Source organism: Trinickia fusca (genome assembly GCF_003628145.1).
Lineage (GTDB): Bacteria > Pseudomonadota > Gammaproteobacteria > Burkholderiales > Burkholderiaceae > Trinickia > Trinickia fusca.
The window spans coordinates 537,522-555,691 of sequence record NZ_RBZV01000002.1 but is presented as its reverse complement, the minus strand read 5'-3'; the positions used below and the strand labels follow the sequence as shown (position 1 = coordinate 555,691).

Sequence of the window (18,170 nt, the reverse complement as noted above, 5' to 3'; positions counted from 1 at the left end):
ATCAATCGAAGTTGACGCCGAAGAACGCTTCAATCTTTGCGACGACGAATTCAAGCATTTCCTGGGAAAGGCCGGGATAAACGCCTATCCAGAACGTGTCGTTCATGACGATGTCCGTGTTGGACAGATCGCCACTGACACGATAGTTGCGTCCGATCATATAAGGCTGACGAATCAGATTGCCCGCGAAAAGCAGGCGCGTGCCGATCTTGTACTGGTCGAGATATGAAATGAAGTCGACTCGCCGGACATCGCTAGACGGTCGAAGCGTGATCGGAAATCCGAACCAGGACGGATCAGAGTTTGGCGTTGCCTCAGGAAGGATCAGGAAATCCTCGCAGCTCTTGAGACGTTCCTTCAGGAATTTGAAGTTCCGCTTACGAGCCTCGATGAATTCGGGGGCCCGCTCCAGTTGTGCGAGACCGCATGCGGCCTGCATATCCGTGATTTTGAGGTTGTACCCGAGGTGCGAGTATGTGTACTTGTGGTCATACCCCTCTGGAAGCTCGCCGAGCTTCCAGCAGAACCGTTTGCCGCACGTATTGTCCTTGCCCGGCGCGCAGTAGCAGTCGCGTCCCCAATCGCGGAACGACTCTGCAATCGGCTTCAGGTCGGAATGATTCGTGAATACTGCGCCACCTTCGCCCATGGTGATGTGGTGCGCGGGATAAAAGCTCAACGTCCCAATATCGCCGAACGTACCAACCAGCTTTCCGTTATAAGTTGACCCCAATGCATCGCAACAGTCTTCGATGAGCCAAAGATTGTGCTTCCGGGCCAGTTCGACCACCACATCGAGGTTATAAGGATTGCCGAGCGTGTGGGCGAGCATGATGGCTTTTGTCTTCGGGCCGATTGCCGCCTCGATCTTTGCCGGATCGATGTTGTAGGTCGGAATGTCGATATCGACGAAAACCGGAACCGCGCCGAACTGTATGATCGGATTGACCGTGGTGGGGAAGCCTGCGGCAACACCGATGACTTCATCTCCCGGTTTGATCGCCCGTTCACCAAGGCGCGGCGACGTCAGCGTCGAAAACGCCAGCAGATTGGCGGACGAGCCCGAATTGGTCGTCAGCAAATGCCGGACGCCAAGGAACTTGGCCAGTTGCTGCTCGAAAGCATCATTGAAGCGGCCCGTGGTCAGCCACCCATCGAGAGAGGCCTCGACCATCAATTCCATTTCGCGTGCACCGATGACTTTGCCCGAGGGAGGGATGGCCATGGCGCCGCCCTCGAATGCCGGTCTTTGCTCCGACAAATTACCGTATTGCGCGACCAGTGCAAGAATTTTGTGACGCAATGCGTCTTTGTCCAGAGATTCCATATTCAACCTACGTAACAATTTTCAAATTCGGTGATTTGCGAGAGGACGACTGCGTGCATATCCTGCGCGGCGGCATGGTTTTTGTGCCAGGTCGCGATGCGGTGAAGACTCGTTTCGAGGTTCCAGCGGGGATGCCAACCGAGCCGTGCGGCCGCCTTGGAGCAATCGAGCTTCAGATAGGTCGCCTCATGCGGATGCGGTGCTTCGTCGAATTGCCAGCTTGCCCCGTCACCCCATAGGGAGGTGAATCGATCCACGATCCATTCCACGGTCTTGACGTCGGATTCGTTGGGGCCGAAATTCCACCCTTCCGCGAAGTCCGGCCCGACCGTGAATAGGCGTTCGGCGAGCTCCAGATATCCGCTCAACGGTTCAAGTACATGCTGCCATGGCCGAATCGCCTTTGGATTGCGGATGCGAACAGGCTCGCCGCGTTGGATCGATCTGATGATGTCCGGAATCAGCCGATCCTGGGCCCAGTCGCCGCCGCCAATGACATTCCCGGCGCGAGCGCTGGCTAGGGCGACGCCATGGTCCTGATAGCGCTCGCTCGAAAAATACGAGCTCCTGTACGCCGAGGTGACGAGCTCCGCGCATCCCTTGCTGCTGCTATAGGGATCGTGCCCCCCCATCGGGTCGCACTCTCGGTAGCCCCATACCCATTCCCGGTTCTCGTAGCATTTGTCGCTCGTCACGTTGACCACCGCGCGGATCGATGGCGTTGCGCGAACCGCTTCAAGCAAGTTGACGAGCCCCATCACATTCGTGCCGTATGTCTCCGCCGGGTTTGCGTAGGAGTAGCGAACCAGCGGCTGGGCAGCCATATGGATGACGATCTCCGGTGCAGCGTCGCGAACAGCTGCTTGCAGGGCATCTGCATCGCGGATGTCGCCGATCACCGACTTCATTTCATTGCCTACTTGTGCGACATCGAACAAATTGGGCTGGGTGGCCGGCCTAAGCGCATAGCCCGTGACGTCCGCCCCGAGGCTTTGAAGCCAGGTGCACAGCCAGCTTCCCTTGAACCCGGTGTGCCCCGTGACAAGGACGCGCTTGCCGCGCCAGAACGATCGATTCATTTCCACACCTTCCACGGCGCTTTGCCGCTTTGCCAGAGCTCTTCCAGATAGTTCTTGTCCCGCAAGGTGTCCATCGGTTGCCAGAAGCCGTCGTGACGGAACGCCGACAGCTGTTGGTCGTTCGCCAGGCGTTCCAGTGGTTCGCGCTCCCAGACGGTTTGATCATCCGCGATGAGGTCGAGCACTTTGGGCGAAAGGACAAAAAAGCCGCCATTGATCATCCCGCCGTCACCTTTGGGCTTTTCCTTGAACGATGCAACCTGGTCGCCTTCCATATCGAGCGCGCCGAAACGTCCAGGCGGGTGGGTCGCTGTGAGCGTTGCCAAGCGCCCGTGCCGTCGGTGGAAATCAACGAGACTTGAAATGTCGACGTTGCTCACGCCGTCACCATACGTCATGCAAAAGGCGTCTTCGTCGGCGAGATAGCTTCGGATTCGACCCAAGCGGCCACCGGTCATCGTGGTCTCGCCGGTGTCGATCAGCGTGACCTTCCAATCCTCACCGTACTGCTGATGCGTTTCCATCCGATTTTCCCGGATATGAAACGTTACATCAGACATATGGAGGAAATAGTTGGCAAAATATTCCTTGATCAGGTAGCCCTTATAGCCGCAGCAGACAATGAAGTCATTTATCCCGTAATGGGAGTAAATTTTCATGATGTGCCAGAGGATCGGTTTGCCACCTATTTCGACCATTGGCTTGGGACGGATATTCGTTTCTTCGCTGATTCTCGTGCCAAGTCCGCCGGCTAAGATTACTGCTTTCATTGATGGTGTTCGATTGATTGAAGTGCTTGTCACAAGTGTCGCTTCGCGGCCAACGGCTTACAATGCGGGCCGGCGAGCCGATCAAGCGTTCGGTCCGATCAAGGCAGGGCGTCAGCCTCCACGCATGCAACCTTCAGCATAGGCGGCAACATCCGCCCGCACTGGCGAAACGTCACCGCAGTTCGCATGACAAAAACGCAATGATACGCGAGTCCAAAACATGCCGACACGGGTTGCCAGGCCGTCCCCGGCCTTTGGCCTGCGGCGACGGCTCTTGATCAACTTGCGGTGGCGATCCCGTCCTGTTTCGCTTCATGCCCCCAGTCAAGGATCTCCGCGACGAGCCGCTGCGACGAAACGCTGAAGCTTGAATGCACGAACGCAACATCCTCCATGGCATATTCGTCGCCAGGTTCGTAGGACGGATGTCCGCCGGCAAAAATCTTGTACTGACTACCCGCAAACGATGCCAGGTTCCCTTGAAGGCAGAATCGCTTCCCATATGGCGATGTCAGGGCGAGGACCTTGCATTCTGGATGACAAAAGATGGCGTTAGTGAACGCTGCACCCATCGGGCCGACGATCATTGCTGCCTCGGCGAAGAGTCGCACTTGCTCCTCGAAAGTCAATTTTCCCGTATCGATGCATTCAAAACCGATATTCGTCAACGCGCTTTCGATCTGTTCGATATCGAGTATGGTCCGCGCGCCCCGGCGGACCAGGAAGATTTTTCTTGTTGGTTTGACGAGACGTATTTCATATCGTTTGAAGACGGCGTCGCGCAAGAAGGCCAACGTCGAGTGGCAAAGTGCGCTTCCCTGCCAGAAAGGGATGCGAACGCTGTCCGGCAGAAAAGTCGAAATCGACGGAATGTGAAGCCTGGCCACTTTCAACAGCGTGCCGCGCTCGAGTCGATAGATGGGCCAGTCCGGGCAGATGGCAGCCAGAGACTCGAATTCCTGCGGATACATGTCGGCATCCACGATCAGCGGGACATTGCGTAGCGCCTCGAGTTGGCTAACCGTGTAGAGACGGCCAAGGTACTCGATCAGCCAGTGATAGTAGTTGGGGCTGCATCGCCCACTTAACAGAATCGCTTCATCGAGCTCCACTCGACGTTCATACTGATACCACAGCGCAACGGCAGGGGTGCCCGTGATGCCTTGTACGTAGGGCCAGCTCCCTGCGACAAAGTCGCTATGGGGGTCGCCGGCCGGCTCGTACAGGATGAAATGATCCTGCGCTACAACCTGAAAGCCGCCGATGATCAGGGCATTGTCGACCGATGCCACCCACTTGGCCGGTACCTGAACGGTTCTGTGAGGGCGAGGGTTTGGCTCGTCGATGATTTCGGGCTCGACGAACGAATATTGCGAAGCGGGCTCGACGTGAGTGATCGATATCCAATCGAACTGTTCCTTCGATACATCCGCCACCGGGAGGCATTGAGTGAATATGCTCCGTTTGGCATAGCGCGAGAGAATCCGCTCAAACCAGATCACCGAGCGCACTCGAACGCCTGCACCGCTTTTCGCGAGTTCGAACGCGAACTCGCGGCGGCAGCGTAACAATGCCGCGCGCGCACCCTTCCTCGTCGACGCCATGAGGACGGTCAAGAGAATCGTGGCCTTCTTGCGTCGCGCGATATTCGCGTTGCGAAAGCGACCTTCGAGAATTCCATATCCAAGATAATGGCCGAGTGGATTGACCCCTGCCAGTGCTACGTCCGGGTATTGCGCCAGATAAAATGCCGGATCGAATCCGATGAGGCGCGCGATGCAGACATGCAGTATCTTCCGTGTTAGAGCACGAATGCGCCCGGCTGCTCGGTTGGCGGACCGGCCTTCGCGAAATCCGAATAACAGATAATGCTCTACGGGGTCGATTCCCGTTGCCGCTACATCCGGATAGCGTGCCAAATAATAGTCCCTATCGACTATGTGTAGTAGGGAAAATAGCTTTATGAAGTAGGATTTGACCAGATCTGATTTTAATTTCATCGTCGTGGCGGGCTGTCTCGATTGCTTTCCTGCTTCATGCCCACGTCACCGTGGCCAGTTTTTCGAATAAAAGGGTTTGGGTTGGGCGAGGAGTGCGGGCTTGCCTACTCCCGTGCGAACCTCGGGAACGGCCGCGTCTCTTGCCGGGCCTTGTCTCCGCCTTGTCTCGTCAGCTCACGCGGGGCGGCTCTCGACAGCCGGCGAGGCTGCCGGTAATATACATGCCCGTGCCCGGCCGGACAACCGGGTGGAGCGGACGGCCGCGCAAAGGGCGGGGCCGGCGCACGCCAGGCTTGTTCTCTCTCGGGTCAGCGCGGATGAATTCGCGTATTTCGATCCGACCCAAATTTCGACTCAAATTCCCCCCTATGGTTAGCGTCAAAGATTGCCAGTTACTGGAGTTTCCACGCATTTTGGATCCGCGAGGTTCCCTGACCCCGATCGAGGGCGGAAAACAGATCCCGTTCGATATTCAGCGCGTTTATTATATCTACGATGTGCCGGCCGGTGCCAGCCGCGCCGGGCATAGCCACCGAGAGCTTCAGCAGGTGCTGGTCGCCATCTCCGGCAGCTTCGACGTGCATGTCGACGACGGGCGCGAGCGCAAGACTTTTCATATGAATCGCCCGTATCTGGGGTTGTATGTGCCGCGGATGATCTGGCGCGAGATCGATGACTTCTCAGCCGGTTCGGTCTGTTTGTCGCTTGCGTCGGAGCATTATGCGGAGTCGGACTACTACCGCAACTACGACGATTTTCTGCGTGCAGTGAAGGGGCTCGCGTGATGGTGCCATTTCTCGATTTGTCGGCGGGCTATCAGGAACTGAAGACGGAACTGGATGCAGCCTATCGTCGAGTCATGGACTCGTCGTGGTTCATCCTCGGTCGTGAAGTTGAAGCGTTTGAGAAAGAATTCGCCCGGTTCTGCGGCGTGGAGCATTGCATTGGCGTCGGCAATGGTCTCGATGCGCTGAGCCTGATCGTGCGCGCGCTCGATATCGGTCCCGGCGACGAAGTGATCGTGCCGTCCAACACCTTCATCGCGACCTGGCTGGCAGTGACGCATGCGGGGGCGACCCCCGTTCCCGTCGAGCCGGACCCGTCCACGCACAACATCGATCCGGCCCGAATCGCCGAAGCGATTACCCCGCGGACGAAGGCGATCATGCCGGTGCACCTGTACGGTCAGTCCGCTGACATGGAGCCGATTTTGGCGCTTGCGCGCGAGCGCGGTCTGAAGGTCATCGAAGATGCCGCTCAAGCGCAAGGGGCGCGTTACCATGGTCGGCTTGCTGGCAGCCTTGGGTGCGCGGCGGCGTTCAGCTTCTACCCCGGAAAAAATCTCGGGGCGTTCGGCGATGCAGGGTGTGTGGTCACCAATGACGGCGCGCTTGCCAAACGTGTTCGTGAGCTCAGCAATTACGGCTCGAGTCAGAAATACCATCATGATGCGCTCGGTTTCAATACGCGGCTCGATGAGTTGCAAGCGGCGTTTCTGCGCGTCAAGCTTGAGCGGTGCGACGAGTGGAACGAGCGGCGCCGGGCGATCGCGGCGCACTACATGACGCGCCTGAAGGGCGCCGATTTGATTCTGCCGAATGTGCTCGATGGCGCCGTGCCCGTCTGGCACCTCTTTGTCGTGCGTGTGCAGCAACGTGAGCTTGTGGCTAAGTTTTTGGCCGAGCGCGGCATTGCGACGCAGATTCACTACCCAATCCCGCCGTCGCGTTCCGGTGCCTACGCTTCCATGGACTTCTCGGCCGGTAGTATGCCGATTGCCGAGGCGCTGAGCCGCGAAGTGCTGAGTTTGCCGATGGGCCCGCACATGACGATCAAGGCGGTTGACGAGGTCTGCGATGCGCTCCTTGCCGCGTTGGAGGGGCATGGTTAAGCCGCTCACCGAAAGCGGTCTTTACCCGACTGTCGATGACTTGCTGGGCGAGGCAAATGCACGCCTCGACGCTGACGAAATCAGTGATGCATTGCGGCTCGTTCAGCAATTTGTAACGGCCGTCAATGCAGACCCTCGAGCGATCGCGCGGGTTTTTGCCGACCGATCGCTGGACGATTTTTGCCAAGCGCTCGGTGCGCGCGTACTTGCTCGAATGGCGGCTGACAATGTTGCCGAAATGTCGGAGGGGGCGGCGGTCGGCCCGGTGTACCTGGCAACTGAGTTGTATGCGACCGGAGGGCACACGGCTGTTCTCGAGGATCTGCTCAAAGCAGGCTCGTTCGGTGAGCATCCGACCATTCTGTTGACGAACGTTCTCGGGACGGTGAACCTCGAGGTGATCCGGCGGCGATTCGCTGCCTACAGCGTCAACATCGAATGTGTGCCTGACGGCTCTCTTGAAGATCGGCTGAGATGGACGCTGACGCGCCTGCGAGCGCTGCGTCCAACGCATCTGCTGCTTTTCAATCACCATCAGGACAGCGTCGCGATCGCTGCGGCGCAGCCTTCGTTGGCGGCGCAGACAATTTTCTATCATCACGCCGACCACCATCTCTGCCTCGGTGTGACTTTGCCGTACGACCTGCACGTCGACCCGTCGCCGGCGGGCTATCACAATTGTCGGGAGCAGCTCGGTATGCGCGCCAATGTCTATTGGCCGTTGACCGCGGAGGATCGAGGTGCCCCGGGGCTGCATCGACGCAGCTTGACGGCGGGCGGCGGGTTGCGAACCTGCTCGACAGGCACGCGTAACAAGTTTGAGCAGCCATATCGGTTCCAGTACGGCGATTTGGTGCCGAGAATGCTCGCAGCGACGCAAGGTTCGCATGTGCACATAGGCGTGCTGTCGGATTCAACGCTTGAGTGCATTGCCGAAGGGATGCGCCGGGCGGGTGTTCCCGCCGAAAGATTCACCTACATAGAATGGGTGCCGAGCGTCTGGCAGGCCCTTCAGGACGAGGCTGTCGATGTCTATATCGGCTCCTTTCCGGTAGCGGGGGCGCGGGCGACCGTCGAGGCGCTCGGGTCCGGGACGCCAGTCATCGCGCATCAGAGCTACCTGTCTCGTTTCCACGGCGCCACAGACATGTTGTATCCGCAGGGATACTCGTGGAGCACGCCCGACGAGTTGCTGGCCCATCTGGCTGCGTTGGATGCGCAGGGCCTGCAGCAGGAGGCATTGTGGGCGCGAGCTCGTTTCGATCAATTTCATACGCTGGATGCGTTGCGCAAGACGATAGCAGCAGGGCATGACGCGCTGCCTTCGCCGCCGTTGCGCGACTATACGTCCGATCCGCTTCAGATCCTGCTCGACGATATCGGATTGGGCGTGCCCGCCGAACGGCTCGCTGCTGAGGCGGGTCGATTGCAAGCGACGCTCCAGGAGATTCATGCTTCTCGATCTTGGAAACTGGCGCGTGCCATCAGCAAGTTCGTCCAAAAAGTGCCCTTCGCCGGTTCGCTGTAGTAGTCAGCTCGCGCTCCGTTTTTCTCGCTATGCCAGACAATTTTGATTTTCCCGTCATCGACGTTTCGATCGTCACATTCAACTCGGAACGTTGGATCGCGTCGTTTTGGCGCAGCCTGACCACTCAGCGATACCCGCTCGACAAGATTTCCTTGCTGGTTCGCGACAATGGCTCGCAGGACGGTACCGTCAATGCCTTGCGGGCGTTGATTGCCGAGGACGGCCATCGCTTTGCCGCGGTGTCGGTGGATGCCGGCGAGAACGTCGGTTTTGGGCGAGGACACAACGCCAATATCGCCCGCGGAAACGCCGCCTTTTGTCTCGTCACGAACGTCGACTTGACCTTCGATTCGCAAGGTATCGAGAACGTCGTGCGCACTGCGACGACGGATGACGATCGCGTTGCTGCATGGGAGTTCAGGCAAAAGCCTTATGAACATCCGAAGTGCTACGACCCCGTCACGCTGGAGGTCAATTGGGCGTCGAGCGCGTGCGTATTGTTCAGGCGTTCTGCCTTCGAGCATGTCGGCGGTTACGAGCCCAGGCTGTTCCTTTATGGGGAAGACGTCGAGCTGTCATACCGACTGCGCGATCATGGCTACATGCTTCGCTACTGTGTCGACGCGGTGTGTTGGCACTACACGTATGAGACTGCCAATGAATTGAAGCCTGCCCAGTTTTTTGGCAGCACGCTGGCAAACGTTCTCTTGCGACTTCGTTACGGCACTCGGCCCGAGGTCTTGGCTGGCTTGTCGATGTATTTGGGGTTGTTCTTGATCCCGACGCCCGTTCCAGGTCGCTTGAAAGGGCTGTTGGCGGGTTTGCGAAAGATCGCGCGTGATGGCTGGTACTTCTTGCGGACACGCAAGAAGTCGGATATTCGGTTCGGCTTTCGCGGATGGGATTACGAGCAGTCGCGGGAGGGAGCGTTCGTCGAGTTCGGCGAGCTGCCTGCGGATGCTCCGCTCGTCAGCATCATCGTGCGAACTTGTGCGGGCCGCGTCGGCAAGTTGCAGGAGGCCGTCCGTTCCGTGCTGCACCAGACCTATCCGAACATCGAATTGGTCGTCGTCGAAGACGGTTCGACGCAGGCGCAGGCATTCGTCAGTGAAGTCGCGGCGAGCGGTTCGTTGGCGGCCGTGCAGTATCACCCTATTGCCAAGGCGGGGCGGTGCGTGGCCGGCAATGTGGGCCTCGCTGCTGCCAAGGGCGTTTATGCGTGCTTCCTCGACGACGACGATCTCCTCTACGCGGACCACATCGAGGTTCTTGCGCCGCGTTTGGCCAAGCGCCCTGATCTCGCTGGTATCTATTCACTCGCGTTCCAGATTGACACCGAGGTGATCAGTCACGATCCGTGGCGATATCGCGATGTCGGCCGATATGTTGCCGTTCGCGAACCCTTTTCAAGGGCGGCGATCTGGCATCACAACTTGATGCCTATTCAGGCCATCCTGTTCCGTCGCGATTTATTTGACCGGTTCGGGGGCTTCGATGTTGAGCTCGATCGGCTGGAGGATTGGGACCTCTGGGTGCGCTACTGTCAGAAGGAAAGCTACGAATTGATCGAGCGTGTGACCTCGGCTTATCGCGTTCCGGCGCGAAACGATCACGCGAGTGCGCGCCTCAAGGAGCTCGACGACTACTATCAAAAGGCGCTTCGTGCCCGCGATCGGATGGTCGTGGAGATGACGCCGAACGAGGTGATCGCGTATGCGACGGAGTTGGCGAAGATCATGTATCCGGTGGCCATTTCCCGGAGTCGCCTGCGTGCCATCGCCGCGCGGGTTCCCGGCATCTGGACGGTGCGGCGGCTTTACCTCGGCGGGCGTGGTTTGGCCGTCCGCGTCAAGCGCAAGCTCGCAAACGGTCGTGTGAGGTCATGAAGGTTGTTGGTTGGCCCTGGCGCAAGGGGAGATCCACGCCAGGGGCTGCTATAATTGCGCGCCTGTCAGCGGACGCGTTCGTTCCACCGGCTCGCTCGGATGCATCGCCGTATTTCATGCTCCGTCCCCTCTGCCGAAGTGTCGGCGCTACATCGATCTAGAGAATGCTAGCAAAAGAGTTGTATGACTATCGACATGTATTGTCTCAGCTGGTAACGCAGCAACTGCTTGCGAGATATCGCCGCACGGTCTTTGGCTATCTGTGGACGATTCTGAACCCGCTGATGATGATGACGGTTTCTGCGGTAGTCTTTTCGCATATTTTCCGTTTTGGCCTGCGCGACTACGCTATTTTTCTGTTTGCGGCCACCGTGCCCTGGAATTTTTTCAACGGATGTGTTGTCCAGGCGGGCAGCGCCATCGTTGCGAACGAGAGTTTGATAAAGAAGGTTTACGTTCCGAAAATAGTTTTTCCGGTAGCGACGGCGTCAGGCTGTCTGCTGGACTCTCTCTTCGGCCTCGTTGCGCTTTTTGTTATTGCCTTGGTGGTGGGGGCGCATGCGAGCTGGGCGCTATTCTTTTTGCCGTTGTCCTTCTTGCTTTTGTACGTCTTTGCGACAGGTGTGGCGCTCATCGTTTCGGTGCTGATGGTGTATTTCAGGGATTTGCAGCATCTTATCGGCGTGCTTCTTCAGGCTTTGTTTTTCTTGACGCCAATCATGTATCAGCCCGAGGCGCTGTCGCCCAAGTTGCAGGCTTTCATCCGGCTGAACCCTTTGTTTTATTTTATAGAGCTGTTTCGCGCGCCCATCTACCGGTCGCAGCTTCCGTCGATCGGAACGATCGAAGTGGTGCTTGGTTTGGTGGTTGCAAGTGCTGTGCTCGGAATCACGGTATTTCGCTCCTTTGAGCATAAACTTATTTTTAGGCTTTGATTATGTCCTGCATTGAGGTGGCGGATGTTTCGCTCAAATTTCGCCTCTATCATGATAAGACGCCGAATTTGAAAGACTACGTGTTGCATTTCTTCAAGTCGAAGGCTAGGAATAATTTTACAGATTTTTGGGCGCTGAAAAATGTAAGTCTGACGATTCAGCGTGGTGATCGTGTGGGTATTGTTGGGCATAACGGCGCCGGGAAGAGCACGTTGCTCAAGACGATCTGCAGGATTTATACCGCCCAATCCGGGCAGGTGCGAATCAGTGGTCGCGTGGCGCCCTTGATAGAAATTGGTGCGGGCTTCAATCCTGAATTTAGTGGTCGCGATAATATCTACTTTAGTGGCAGCATCCTTGGGTATTCGAAGGATGAATTGCGGCGACTGGAGGCGGGTATTATTGAATTCACCGAATTGCAGGAATTTATCGACACGCCGGTGAAATATTATTCTACCGGCATGTACATGAAGCTGGCTTTTGCGATCGCTACGGCAGTTCATCCGGAGATCCTCATTCTCGACGAAGTGTTCGCAGGCGGTGATGCCTCGTTCATCGAGAAGGCTAAAAAACGGATGGCCGAATTCATCGACAAGGCTAGCATCATGGTTTGCGTTTCTCATGACATGGAGCTTTTGAAGTCTCTATGCAATCGCGTCATATGGCTCGACCATGGGCAGGTCAAGGCCGACGGGCCCCCGGAACAGATCATCGCTGAATATCTAGCCGGTCGTTGAGCGGCGGCGATCCGCTTCTTATGGTCGCCCAATAGGGAAGAATGGGCAGCATGGGAGGCCGCCACCGCCAAAATGAGTCAAGGCGCTCAGCGCGTGATGCTACGCGTTATGTTTTCTTAAATTCGGGGCTGCACTACGATGAACCGCACATTGCTATCGCTCGTTGTTCCGTTTTACAACGAGCAGGAGTCCATCGCACATTTTTTTCCTCGTGTGACGGCAATACTGGACGGCCTGGACGGCGTCGATTTCGAAATTGTGTGCGTGAACGATGGCAGCCGTGACGGAACTTACCAGGCGTTGGTCGCCGCAGCCCGCGGAGACGCGCGCATCCGCGTCATCGATCTGACCCGTAATTTTGGAAAAGAAGCGGCGTTGACGGCCGGGCTCGACGAGGCCAAGGGTGACATCGTCATCCCGTTTGACGCAGACCTTCAGGATCCGCCTGAGTTGATTCCCCAAATGGTGGCCAAGTGGCGAGAGGGGTTCGACGTAGTGGTCGCTCGACGTGTCGACCGTCGGTCCGACACCTTCATGAAGCGGAAATCGGCCCTCCTCTTTTACCGCTTCCATAACAAGCTTGCCGATGTCAAGATCCCGGAGAACGTAGGCGATTTCCGCTTAATGTCGCGCGAGGTCATCGAAGCGCTCAAGCATCTTCCCGAGTCGCGTCGCTTCATGAAAGGCCTTTTCGCGTGGGTGGGCTTTCGCACTGCGATGGTGGATTACGTACGCGAAGCGAGAAGTGCGGGTGAGACGAGCTTTTCGGCCTGGAAGCTCTGGAATTTTGCGCTTGAAGGATTGACGAGCTTCAGTACCGCGCCTTTACGGATCTGGTTCTACCTCGGCTCGACAATCGCCTTGCTCTCGTTTGCTTTCGCGTGCGAGATCATCATCAAGACGCTCGTGAAAGGGGTTGCTGTGCCGGGGTACGCCTCGCTACTCGTGAGCATCCTCTTCATGGGAGGTGTTCAACTGATCGGTATCGGCATCATCGGCGAGTATGTCGGGCGCATTTACATCGAATCCAAACGGCGGCCGGTTTATCTTATCAGAAGCTGTTTTCAGTTGGATCGAACTGAAGCACCGTCGCAAGACGGATGCGTTTGATTGCTGGCAGCTAGACCACCCATTTCCGCGGGCGTCCACCGATGCCTGTCAACTCTTCGATTCGGGACCACTCCATTGGCTCTTCTGTTTCAGACGTTGCTGAGATCCAAGTCCGATAGGCAAGCGCCGGAGTCCGCCGCCCTTTCTGATGAGCGAACCACCGATACGGCGTCGCGAGCGCACGCTGCGGAGCCAACAGAGGGATTTTGGCGCGCCGCTTTGGTGATCGTTGGCGCGTGGGTGCTCATGAACTTACAGTTTCTGAGCGGGATTTCGTTCATTCCTTGGGATAGTTTCGACGAGTTCTTCCCGCAGGTGAAGTTCGTCGTTTCGGCAATCAGGGCTGGTCAAGCACCATGGTGGAACCCGTTCATGTATGGGGGCGCGCCGGTGCTGGGCGATCCTCAAGGCATGATCTTTACGCCGCACACATTGATCGGCGTCCTGTCGGGTAGTCATTTCGGTCTTCACTTGTTCGACGTGACGACGCTCGCCATGGAGCTGCTCGGTGGCTTGGCATTGGTCCGCTATGCGCGTCGATACAGCGGCAACTGGCTCACTCCGATTCTGGGCGCGCTCGTATTCATGGTCGGAGGCGTTGCGACGAGTCGGCTCGAACACGTCCCGCAGATCGTGTCTTATGGGCTTTTACCGCTGCAGCTACTGACGTTGCGGGTTGTTTGCTTGCGACCCTCCGTCTTCAGCGTGCTCGCATTCGCCGGTGCTTTGGCCGCGGGGGCGCTCAATCCTAACCAGGTGGTGTTTCTGTCGGCATTCGCCCTGATCCCCTTTGTTGCGTTTCATCTCAACGAGGCACGACAGCGGGGTAGGGCGATCATCGCGTTGGCCGTCGCAGGCGCGCTGGCATTGCTTGTGGACGCTCCCGCGCTTTCGGCTATCGTCGAGTTCGTCAAGTTTTCAAATCGTGCCGCCTTGGGTCTCCAGGCTTCGAGCGGTTCGTCGCTTCCTTTCTTTGACCTCTCAAGCCTGTATTTGCCAGGCCTGTTCGGCGTACATGGCCCACAAAGCGGTGTATGGGCGCCGACCGATCTCTCCGAAGACTACCTGTACATCGGGCTGGTCCCCGCGCTCGTTCTAATTACGGCGACCTTTCAACGCCGGCGCATATCAGGTATGGCGAGCCTGTGCTTGTGCAGCGCCGTGTTCTGGTTCGTTTTCGCAATGGGCACGAACACGCCAGTGTACGGCGCCATGTTCAATCATCTGCCAGGTTTTTCGGCATTTCGGCGCCCGGCGGACGGTGCGTATTTTCTGAACCTGTTCGTCGCGCTGTTGATCGCCATATCCCCGAAATTCGAGCGAGCTCGCATGCCGCAGGGGATGGCGCGGTTTGCGATCGTGTCGTTATGGCTCGTGGCACTTGGTGTCCCGCTTGCGCTACTGGTACGTTATGCACAGGCGCAAGGCCATTTCAATGACCTTCTCATCGTATTTCATTCTTTCGGGCGACGGCTCGGCGTGGTCGCAGCTGTTCTCGTCGCGGTCCAATGGTGTCGCCGTGTCGATTCTCGACGGTGGATGGCTCCCGCTTTAATTGGTCTGACGATCGTCGACATCGCCACCGTTGGACGCATCGTATCTCCGTTTGCACCCCATGTGCGTGGATCGGAGTTGGCGATGATGTATGCCAACCGCGAAGCGGCTGCCGGAAGGGACGGGGCGTTGAGCCAGACGATTGCTTTCCTGCGGGATCATGGCGTCGCGGGGACGAATCCTTCGTTCCGGATGGAGGCGCTTGGTGGACCGCTTGGCGCATCGATGCCGATCGCATATCGTGTGTTCTCCACGCAAGGCTATTCGCCGATCAGCTTGAGTTCATACAATCACGTCATCGGGGCGGAGAATCTGCAATCCTCTCCCAAGCAGTTCACAACCCTATCGCCGAACTACGATAGCTCCGCCTATCGGCGTTTGGGTGTGCGATATGTGTTGCTCTACAGACCTACGCTCGACCACAGCGGCGGCTCCGACGCAATGGGTAGCGAAATCAAGCGGATTCGGGCGGAACTCAGCGGCAGTACCTGGGCCCACGTACTTGATGCTCCAGGTGCGTACGAAATTTGGGAGCTTGGCAATCCACTTGCGCGTGCCATGGCCATTGCGCCTGACGGGACCGAAAGCGCTTGCGAGGTCACTTCGTTCGAGATGACCTCGGTATCGGTTCGGTGCCATTCTCCACAGGCGCGTCGTATCGTGCTAGGGGACGTCCATGCGCCAGGCTGGAAGGCCTGCGTCAACGGTGAACCTGTCGAGACGGAGCCCTATGAGGGGCTGTTTCGGTCGGCTATCGTGCCGAATGGCGACATCGCGGTGACCTTCCGATATCAGCCTGTACCATTCCTTCGTCAGCGAGTCTGCGGATAGCCGGGAAAGAACTTGAATTTCATACGCGATCTGATCTGCCGGGTGTTCCCGCTGAACGGGACTACATCCCAGTTTTTGCGGTTTGGCGTTGTCGGCACGATGGGTTTTGTCGTCGATGCCATAGTCCTGTATGCGCTGCTGGCGTGCTCGCTCAACTATTTCGTTGGGCGGCTCGTATCCTTTTTCTGTGCGGCTTACGTGACATGGTTCATCAATCGGCGGTTCACTTTCGCCGCCGATGAATCCCGAAGCGCGTTTCGTGAATGGGCCAACTATATGGCTGCAATGTCCGTGGGCGGGCTCGTCAATTTTGCGGCCTACTACACGGTCATGTCGGTCTTCACTGACGGCAAACTTCGACCGTTGCTGGCCGTGGCTGCGGGCTCGATCGCGGGGATGATCGTGAATTTCGTTTCGGCGAAGATGTGGGTTTTTCGCCAGCAATGGGATAGACACCCTAACATCTGAGGTGCCTGCGCTTGGGCGCAGGGTGGTCCCGCAAGCAACGGGGGCAGCGGTCGCCGTTGATTGCCGCGCTACTAGCCCCTCATATTTTTTGCAACGCTCCCTGGGCGATTTTGTGTCGCGAAATACGAATTTTCGCAAAGAAACGTAACTGGGCGTTGCCTCGGTCTGCGAACTTGAGCACACTTTCGGCCTATGGAAGGTTCGGCCGGCCTGTAGTGAATGGATAGACCAGATTCTTCGAACTTAGCGGTTTCGCAAGCCTCCTCGACTGGCGAGGCGGGCTTGTCGATCTCAGTGGTCGTTTATCGGCCTGACATTGCCCTCCTTAATCGGACGCTTGCGAGCGTGGCCGAGGCATATGGCCGGCTGCGCGAAGCTCGGGGGCAAGTTCCGCTGACGCTTTTTATCGTCGACAACGGGGGGCTCCCCGAGCCGGACATCGCCCATTCACTCGCCTTGCTGGCCAAGCAAGGCATCGTTCATACCGTTTTGGGTGGGCACGGCAACATTGGTTATGGTCGCGGCCATAATTTGGCGATCGAGCGGGCGACCAGCCGGTTTCACCTTGTCCTGAACCCGGACATCGATATGGACGCGAATGTTTTTGTGAGCGCGCTCGACTTTCTTGATGGACATCCCGAGGCCGGTCTGGTGGCGCCTCGCATCGATGACGATGAGCACGGCATTCAGTACTTGTGCCGCCGCTACCCGACCGTACTCGATTTGTTCGTGCGCGGCTTCCTTCCCGAAGCTATCCGGCGCTGCTTCGCCAGCCGTCTTGGGCGCTATGAAATGCGCGATGTCATCAACGGCAACGATGTCGTGTGGGATCCCTTGATCGTGAGCGGCTGCTTCATGTTGTTTCGCACTGAGGTCCTCAAGCGCCTCTCAGGCTTCGATCTGCGGTATTTCCTTTACTTCGAGGACTATGACCTGAGCCTGCGCGCGCATGAACTCACGCGCGTGGTCTATGTCCCGGCAGTGCGTGCCGTCCATCACGGCGGAGGCGCGGCGCGCAAAGGCGCGGCGCATATCCGTATGTTCATGGCGTCCGCCTTCAAGTTCTACAACCGGTTCGGCTGGAAGTGGTTGTGAGCCGCATCGTCGTCACTGGTGCCAACGGATTCGTCGGCCGCGCGGTTTGTCGCGCGCTGGTGGGGGCTGGACACCGCGTCACGGGAGTGGTCAGGCAAGCGGGTACGTGCATCGCCGGCGTCGACGAATGGGTGCTGACGGGGGCGGACTTCGAGGAGATCGGGCGCACGTGGCCGCGCAACTTGCAGGCCGACTGCGTCGTTCATCTTGCGGCCCGTGTGCATGTAATGCGGGAGAGGTCCGTTGATCCGCTCGCTGCCTTTCGCGCTACAAACGTCGAAGGCACCCTCCGGGTGGCGAAAGCGGCACATGAAAATGGTGTTCGCCGCGTCGTGTTCGTGAGCAGTATCAAGGCCGTCGCCGAAACGGATCCGGGCTGGCCGTTGCGCGAAGACGATCCGGCGTCCCCGCAGGACGCCTACGGGCGCTCGAAGCTCGAGGCCGAGGGCGCCCTGCGGCAGTTCGGCAAGCATTCCGGATTGGAGGTGGTCATCATTCGTCCACCGCTTGTGTATGGCCCGGGCGTCGGGGCAAATTTCTTTTCCCTGATGCACGCGGTCGCTACCGGGATTCCATTGCCATTGGCCGCCATCGATGCCCGCCGCAGCCTCGTCTACGTCGATAATCTGGCCGATTCAATCGCGCGCTGCGTCGCGGATGCCCGTGCAGCGGGTGAATGTTTCCATGTGGCCGATGCCGAATACCTCACTGTGGCCGAGTTGGCGCGTGCCATCGGCGAGCATTTGCAAAAGCCTGCGCGGCTACTGCCCGTGCCGCCCAAGTGGCTGAATTTCGTCGGTCGAGTAACAGGGCGTCTGCCACAAGTCGAGCGGCTGACCAGTAATCTGCGCGTGGACAGTGCCCACATTCGCGCTGTGCTGGGTTGGCAGCCGAGCCATTCGCTCGACGACGCTCTCGCGAGAACTGTCCGGTGGTACCGGGCGACGCATTAAGGCAGA

At 58.0% G+C, this 18,170-nt stretch carries 15 protein-coding genes; 11 read left to right on the top strand and 4 right to left on the bottom strand.

The window, feature by feature from the left end; genetic code table 11:
• Position 1: 1 nt before the first annotated feature.
• From rfbH to D7S89_RS07215, 4 genes are all read right to left on the bottom strand, one after another.
• Complete coding sequence (rfbH, locus tag D7S89_RS07230) at positions 2-1,318, bottom strand: lipopolysaccharide biosynthesis protein RfbH (protein WP_121277341.1); 1,317 nt, start codon at positions 1,316-1,318, stop codon at positions 2-4.
• Positions 1,319-1,329: 11 nt separating this feature from the next.
• Positions 1,330-2,406, bottom strand: coding sequence for a CDP-glucose 4,6-dehydratase (rfbG, locus tag D7S89_RS07225; protein ID WP_183085116.1), 1,077 nt, complete (start codon positions 2,404-2,406; stop codon positions 1,330-1,332).
• On the bottom strand, positions 2,403-3,176 hold the full coding sequence (gene rfbF / locus D7S89_RS07220; protein WP_121276947.1) for a glucose-1-phosphate cytidylyltransferase: 774 nt from the start codon (positions 3,174-3,176) through the stop codon (positions 2,403-2,405). The genes rfbG and rfbF overlap by 4 nt, the downstream gene beginning before the upstream one ends.
• A gap of 278 nt (positions 3,177-3,454) precedes the next feature.
• Positions 3,455-5,176 (bottom strand): glycosyltransferase family 61 protein, encoded by a 1,722-nt coding sequence (locus D7S89_RS07215; RefSeq protein WP_121276946.1) that lies wholly within the window; start codon positions 5,174-5,176, stop codon positions 3,455-3,457.
• A gap of 368 nt (positions 5,177-5,544) precedes the next feature.
• Between D7S89_RS07215 and D7S89_RS07210 the strand changes: the two genes are divergently transcribed.
• The 11 genes from D7S89_RS07210 to D7S89_RS07160 all read left to right on the top strand — a co-directional run bounded on the left by D7S89_RS07210 (position 5,545) and on the right by D7S89_RS07160 (position 18,164).
• Positions 5,545-5,961, top strand: a complete 417-nt coding sequence (locus D7S89_RS07210) for a sugar 3,4-ketoisomerase (protein WP_121276945.1) — start codon at positions 5,545-5,547, stop codon at positions 5,959-5,961.
• Positions 5,961-7,067 (top strand): DegT/DnrJ/EryC1/StrS family aminotransferase, encoded by a 1,107-nt coding sequence (locus D7S89_RS07205; protein WP_121276944.1) that lies wholly within the window; start codon positions 5,961-5,963, stop codon positions 7,065-7,067. The genes D7S89_RS07210 and D7S89_RS07205 overlap by 1 nt, the downstream gene beginning before the upstream one ends.
• The gene (locus D7S89_RS07200; RefSeq protein WP_121276943.1) at positions 7,060-8,595 is read left to right on the top strand and encodes a hypothetical protein; all 1,536 of its coding nucleotides are present in this window, start codon (positions 7,060-7,062) and stop codon (positions 8,593-8,595) included. The genes D7S89_RS07205 and D7S89_RS07200 overlap by 8 nt, the downstream gene beginning before the upstream one ends.
• Positions 8,532-10,481, top strand: coding sequence for a glycosyltransferase (locus D7S89_RS07195; RefSeq protein ID WP_147426608.1), 1,950 nt, complete (start codon positions 8,532-8,534; stop codon positions 10,479-10,481). Before D7S89_RS07200 ends, D7S89_RS07195 begins: the two co-directional genes overlap by 64 nt.
• Positions 10,482-10,645: 164 nt before the next feature.
• On the top strand, positions 10,646-11,416 hold the full coding sequence (locus D7S89_RS07190; protein ID WP_121276941.1) for an ABC transporter permease: 771 nt from the start codon (positions 10,646-10,648) through the stop codon (positions 11,414-11,416).
• Positions 11,417-11,418: 2 nt separating this feature from the next.
• Complete coding sequence (locus tag D7S89_RS07185; RefSeq protein WP_121276940.1) at positions 11,419-12,153, top strand: ABC transporter ATP-binding protein; 735 nt, start codon at positions 11,419-11,421, stop codon at positions 12,151-12,153.
• Positions 12,154-12,291: 138 nt separating this feature from the next.
• Complete coding sequence (locus D7S89_RS07180; RefSeq protein ID WP_121276939.1) at positions 12,292-13,263, top strand: glycosyltransferase family 2 protein; 972 nt, start codon at positions 12,292-12,294, stop codon at positions 13,261-13,263.
• 246 nt (positions 13,264-13,509) lie between these two features.
• Positions 13,510-15,648 carry a hypothetical protein gene (locus D7S89_RS07175; RefSeq protein ID WP_147426607.1) on the top strand — a complete coding sequence of 713 codons (2,139 nt, stop codon included), beginning with the start codon at positions 13,510-13,512 and terminating at the stop codon, positions 15,646-15,648.
• A gap of 12 nt (positions 15,649-15,660) precedes the next feature.
• Entirely contained in the window at positions 15,661-16,116 is a 456-nt protein-coding gene (locus D7S89_RS07170) for a GtrA family protein (protein WP_245982738.1), read from the top strand.
• Positions 16,117-16,335: 219 nt separating this feature from the next.
• Positions 16,336-17,211: a glycosyltransferase family protein gene (locus tag D7S89_RS07165; protein WP_121276937.1), complete on the top strand. Its 876-nt coding sequence runs from the start codon at positions 16,336-16,338 to the stop codon at positions 17,209-17,211.
• Positions 17,208-18,164, top strand: a complete 957-nt coding sequence (locus D7S89_RS07160) for a UDP-glucose 4-epimerase family protein (protein WP_121276936.1) — start codon at positions 17,208-17,210, stop codon at positions 18,162-18,164. Before D7S89_RS07165 ends, D7S89_RS07160 begins: the two co-directional genes overlap by 4 nt.
• Positions 18,165-18,170 lie beyond the last annotated feature (6 nt).

Excerpts from the sequence above, each read along its gene's own strand:
- rfbG (WP_183085116.1), bottom strand. The coding sequence starts at position 2,406 with ATGAATCGATCGTTCTGGCGCGGCAAGCGCGTCCTTGTCACGGGGCAC.
- rfbF (WP_121276947.1), bottom strand. The coding sequence starts at position 3,176 with ATGAAAGCAGTAATCTTAGCCGGCGGACTTGGCACGAGAATCAGCGAA.
- D7S89_RS07215 (WP_121276946.1), bottom strand. The coding sequence starts at position 5,176 with ATGAAATTAAAATCAGATCTGGTCAAATCCTACTTCATAAAGCTATTT.
- D7S89_RS07210 (WP_121276945.1), top strand. The coding sequence starts at position 5,545 with ATGGTTAGCGTCAAAGATTGCCAGTTACTGGAGTTTCCACGCATTTTG.
- D7S89_RS07205 (WP_121276944.1), top strand. The coding sequence starts at position 5,961 with ATGGTGCCATTTCTCGATTTGTCGGCGGGCTATCAGGAACTGAAGACG.
- D7S89_RS07200 (WP_121276943.1), top strand. The coding sequence starts at position 7,060 with ATGGTTAAGCCGCTCACCGAAAGCGGTCTTTACCCGACTGTCGATGAC.
- D7S89_RS07190 (WP_121276941.1), top strand. The coding sequence starts at position 10,646 with ATGCTAGCAAAAGAGTTGTATGACTATCGACATGTATTGTCTCAGCTG.
- D7S89_RS07185 (WP_121276940.1), top strand. The coding sequence starts at position 11,419 with ATGTCCTGCATTGAGGTGGCGGATGTTTCGCTCAAATTTCGCCTCTAT.
- D7S89_RS07180 (WP_121276939.1), top strand. The coding sequence starts at position 12,292 with ATGAACCGCACATTGCTATCGCTCGTTGTTCCGTTTTACAACGAGCAG.
- D7S89_RS07175 (WP_147426607.1), top strand. The coding sequence starts at position 13,510 with ATGAACTTACAGTTTCTGAGCGGGATTTCGTTCATTCCTTGGGATAGT.
- D7S89_RS07165 (WP_121276937.1), top strand. The coding sequence starts at position 16,336 with ATGGATAGACCAGATTCTTCGAACTTAGCGGTTTCGCAAGCCTCCTCG.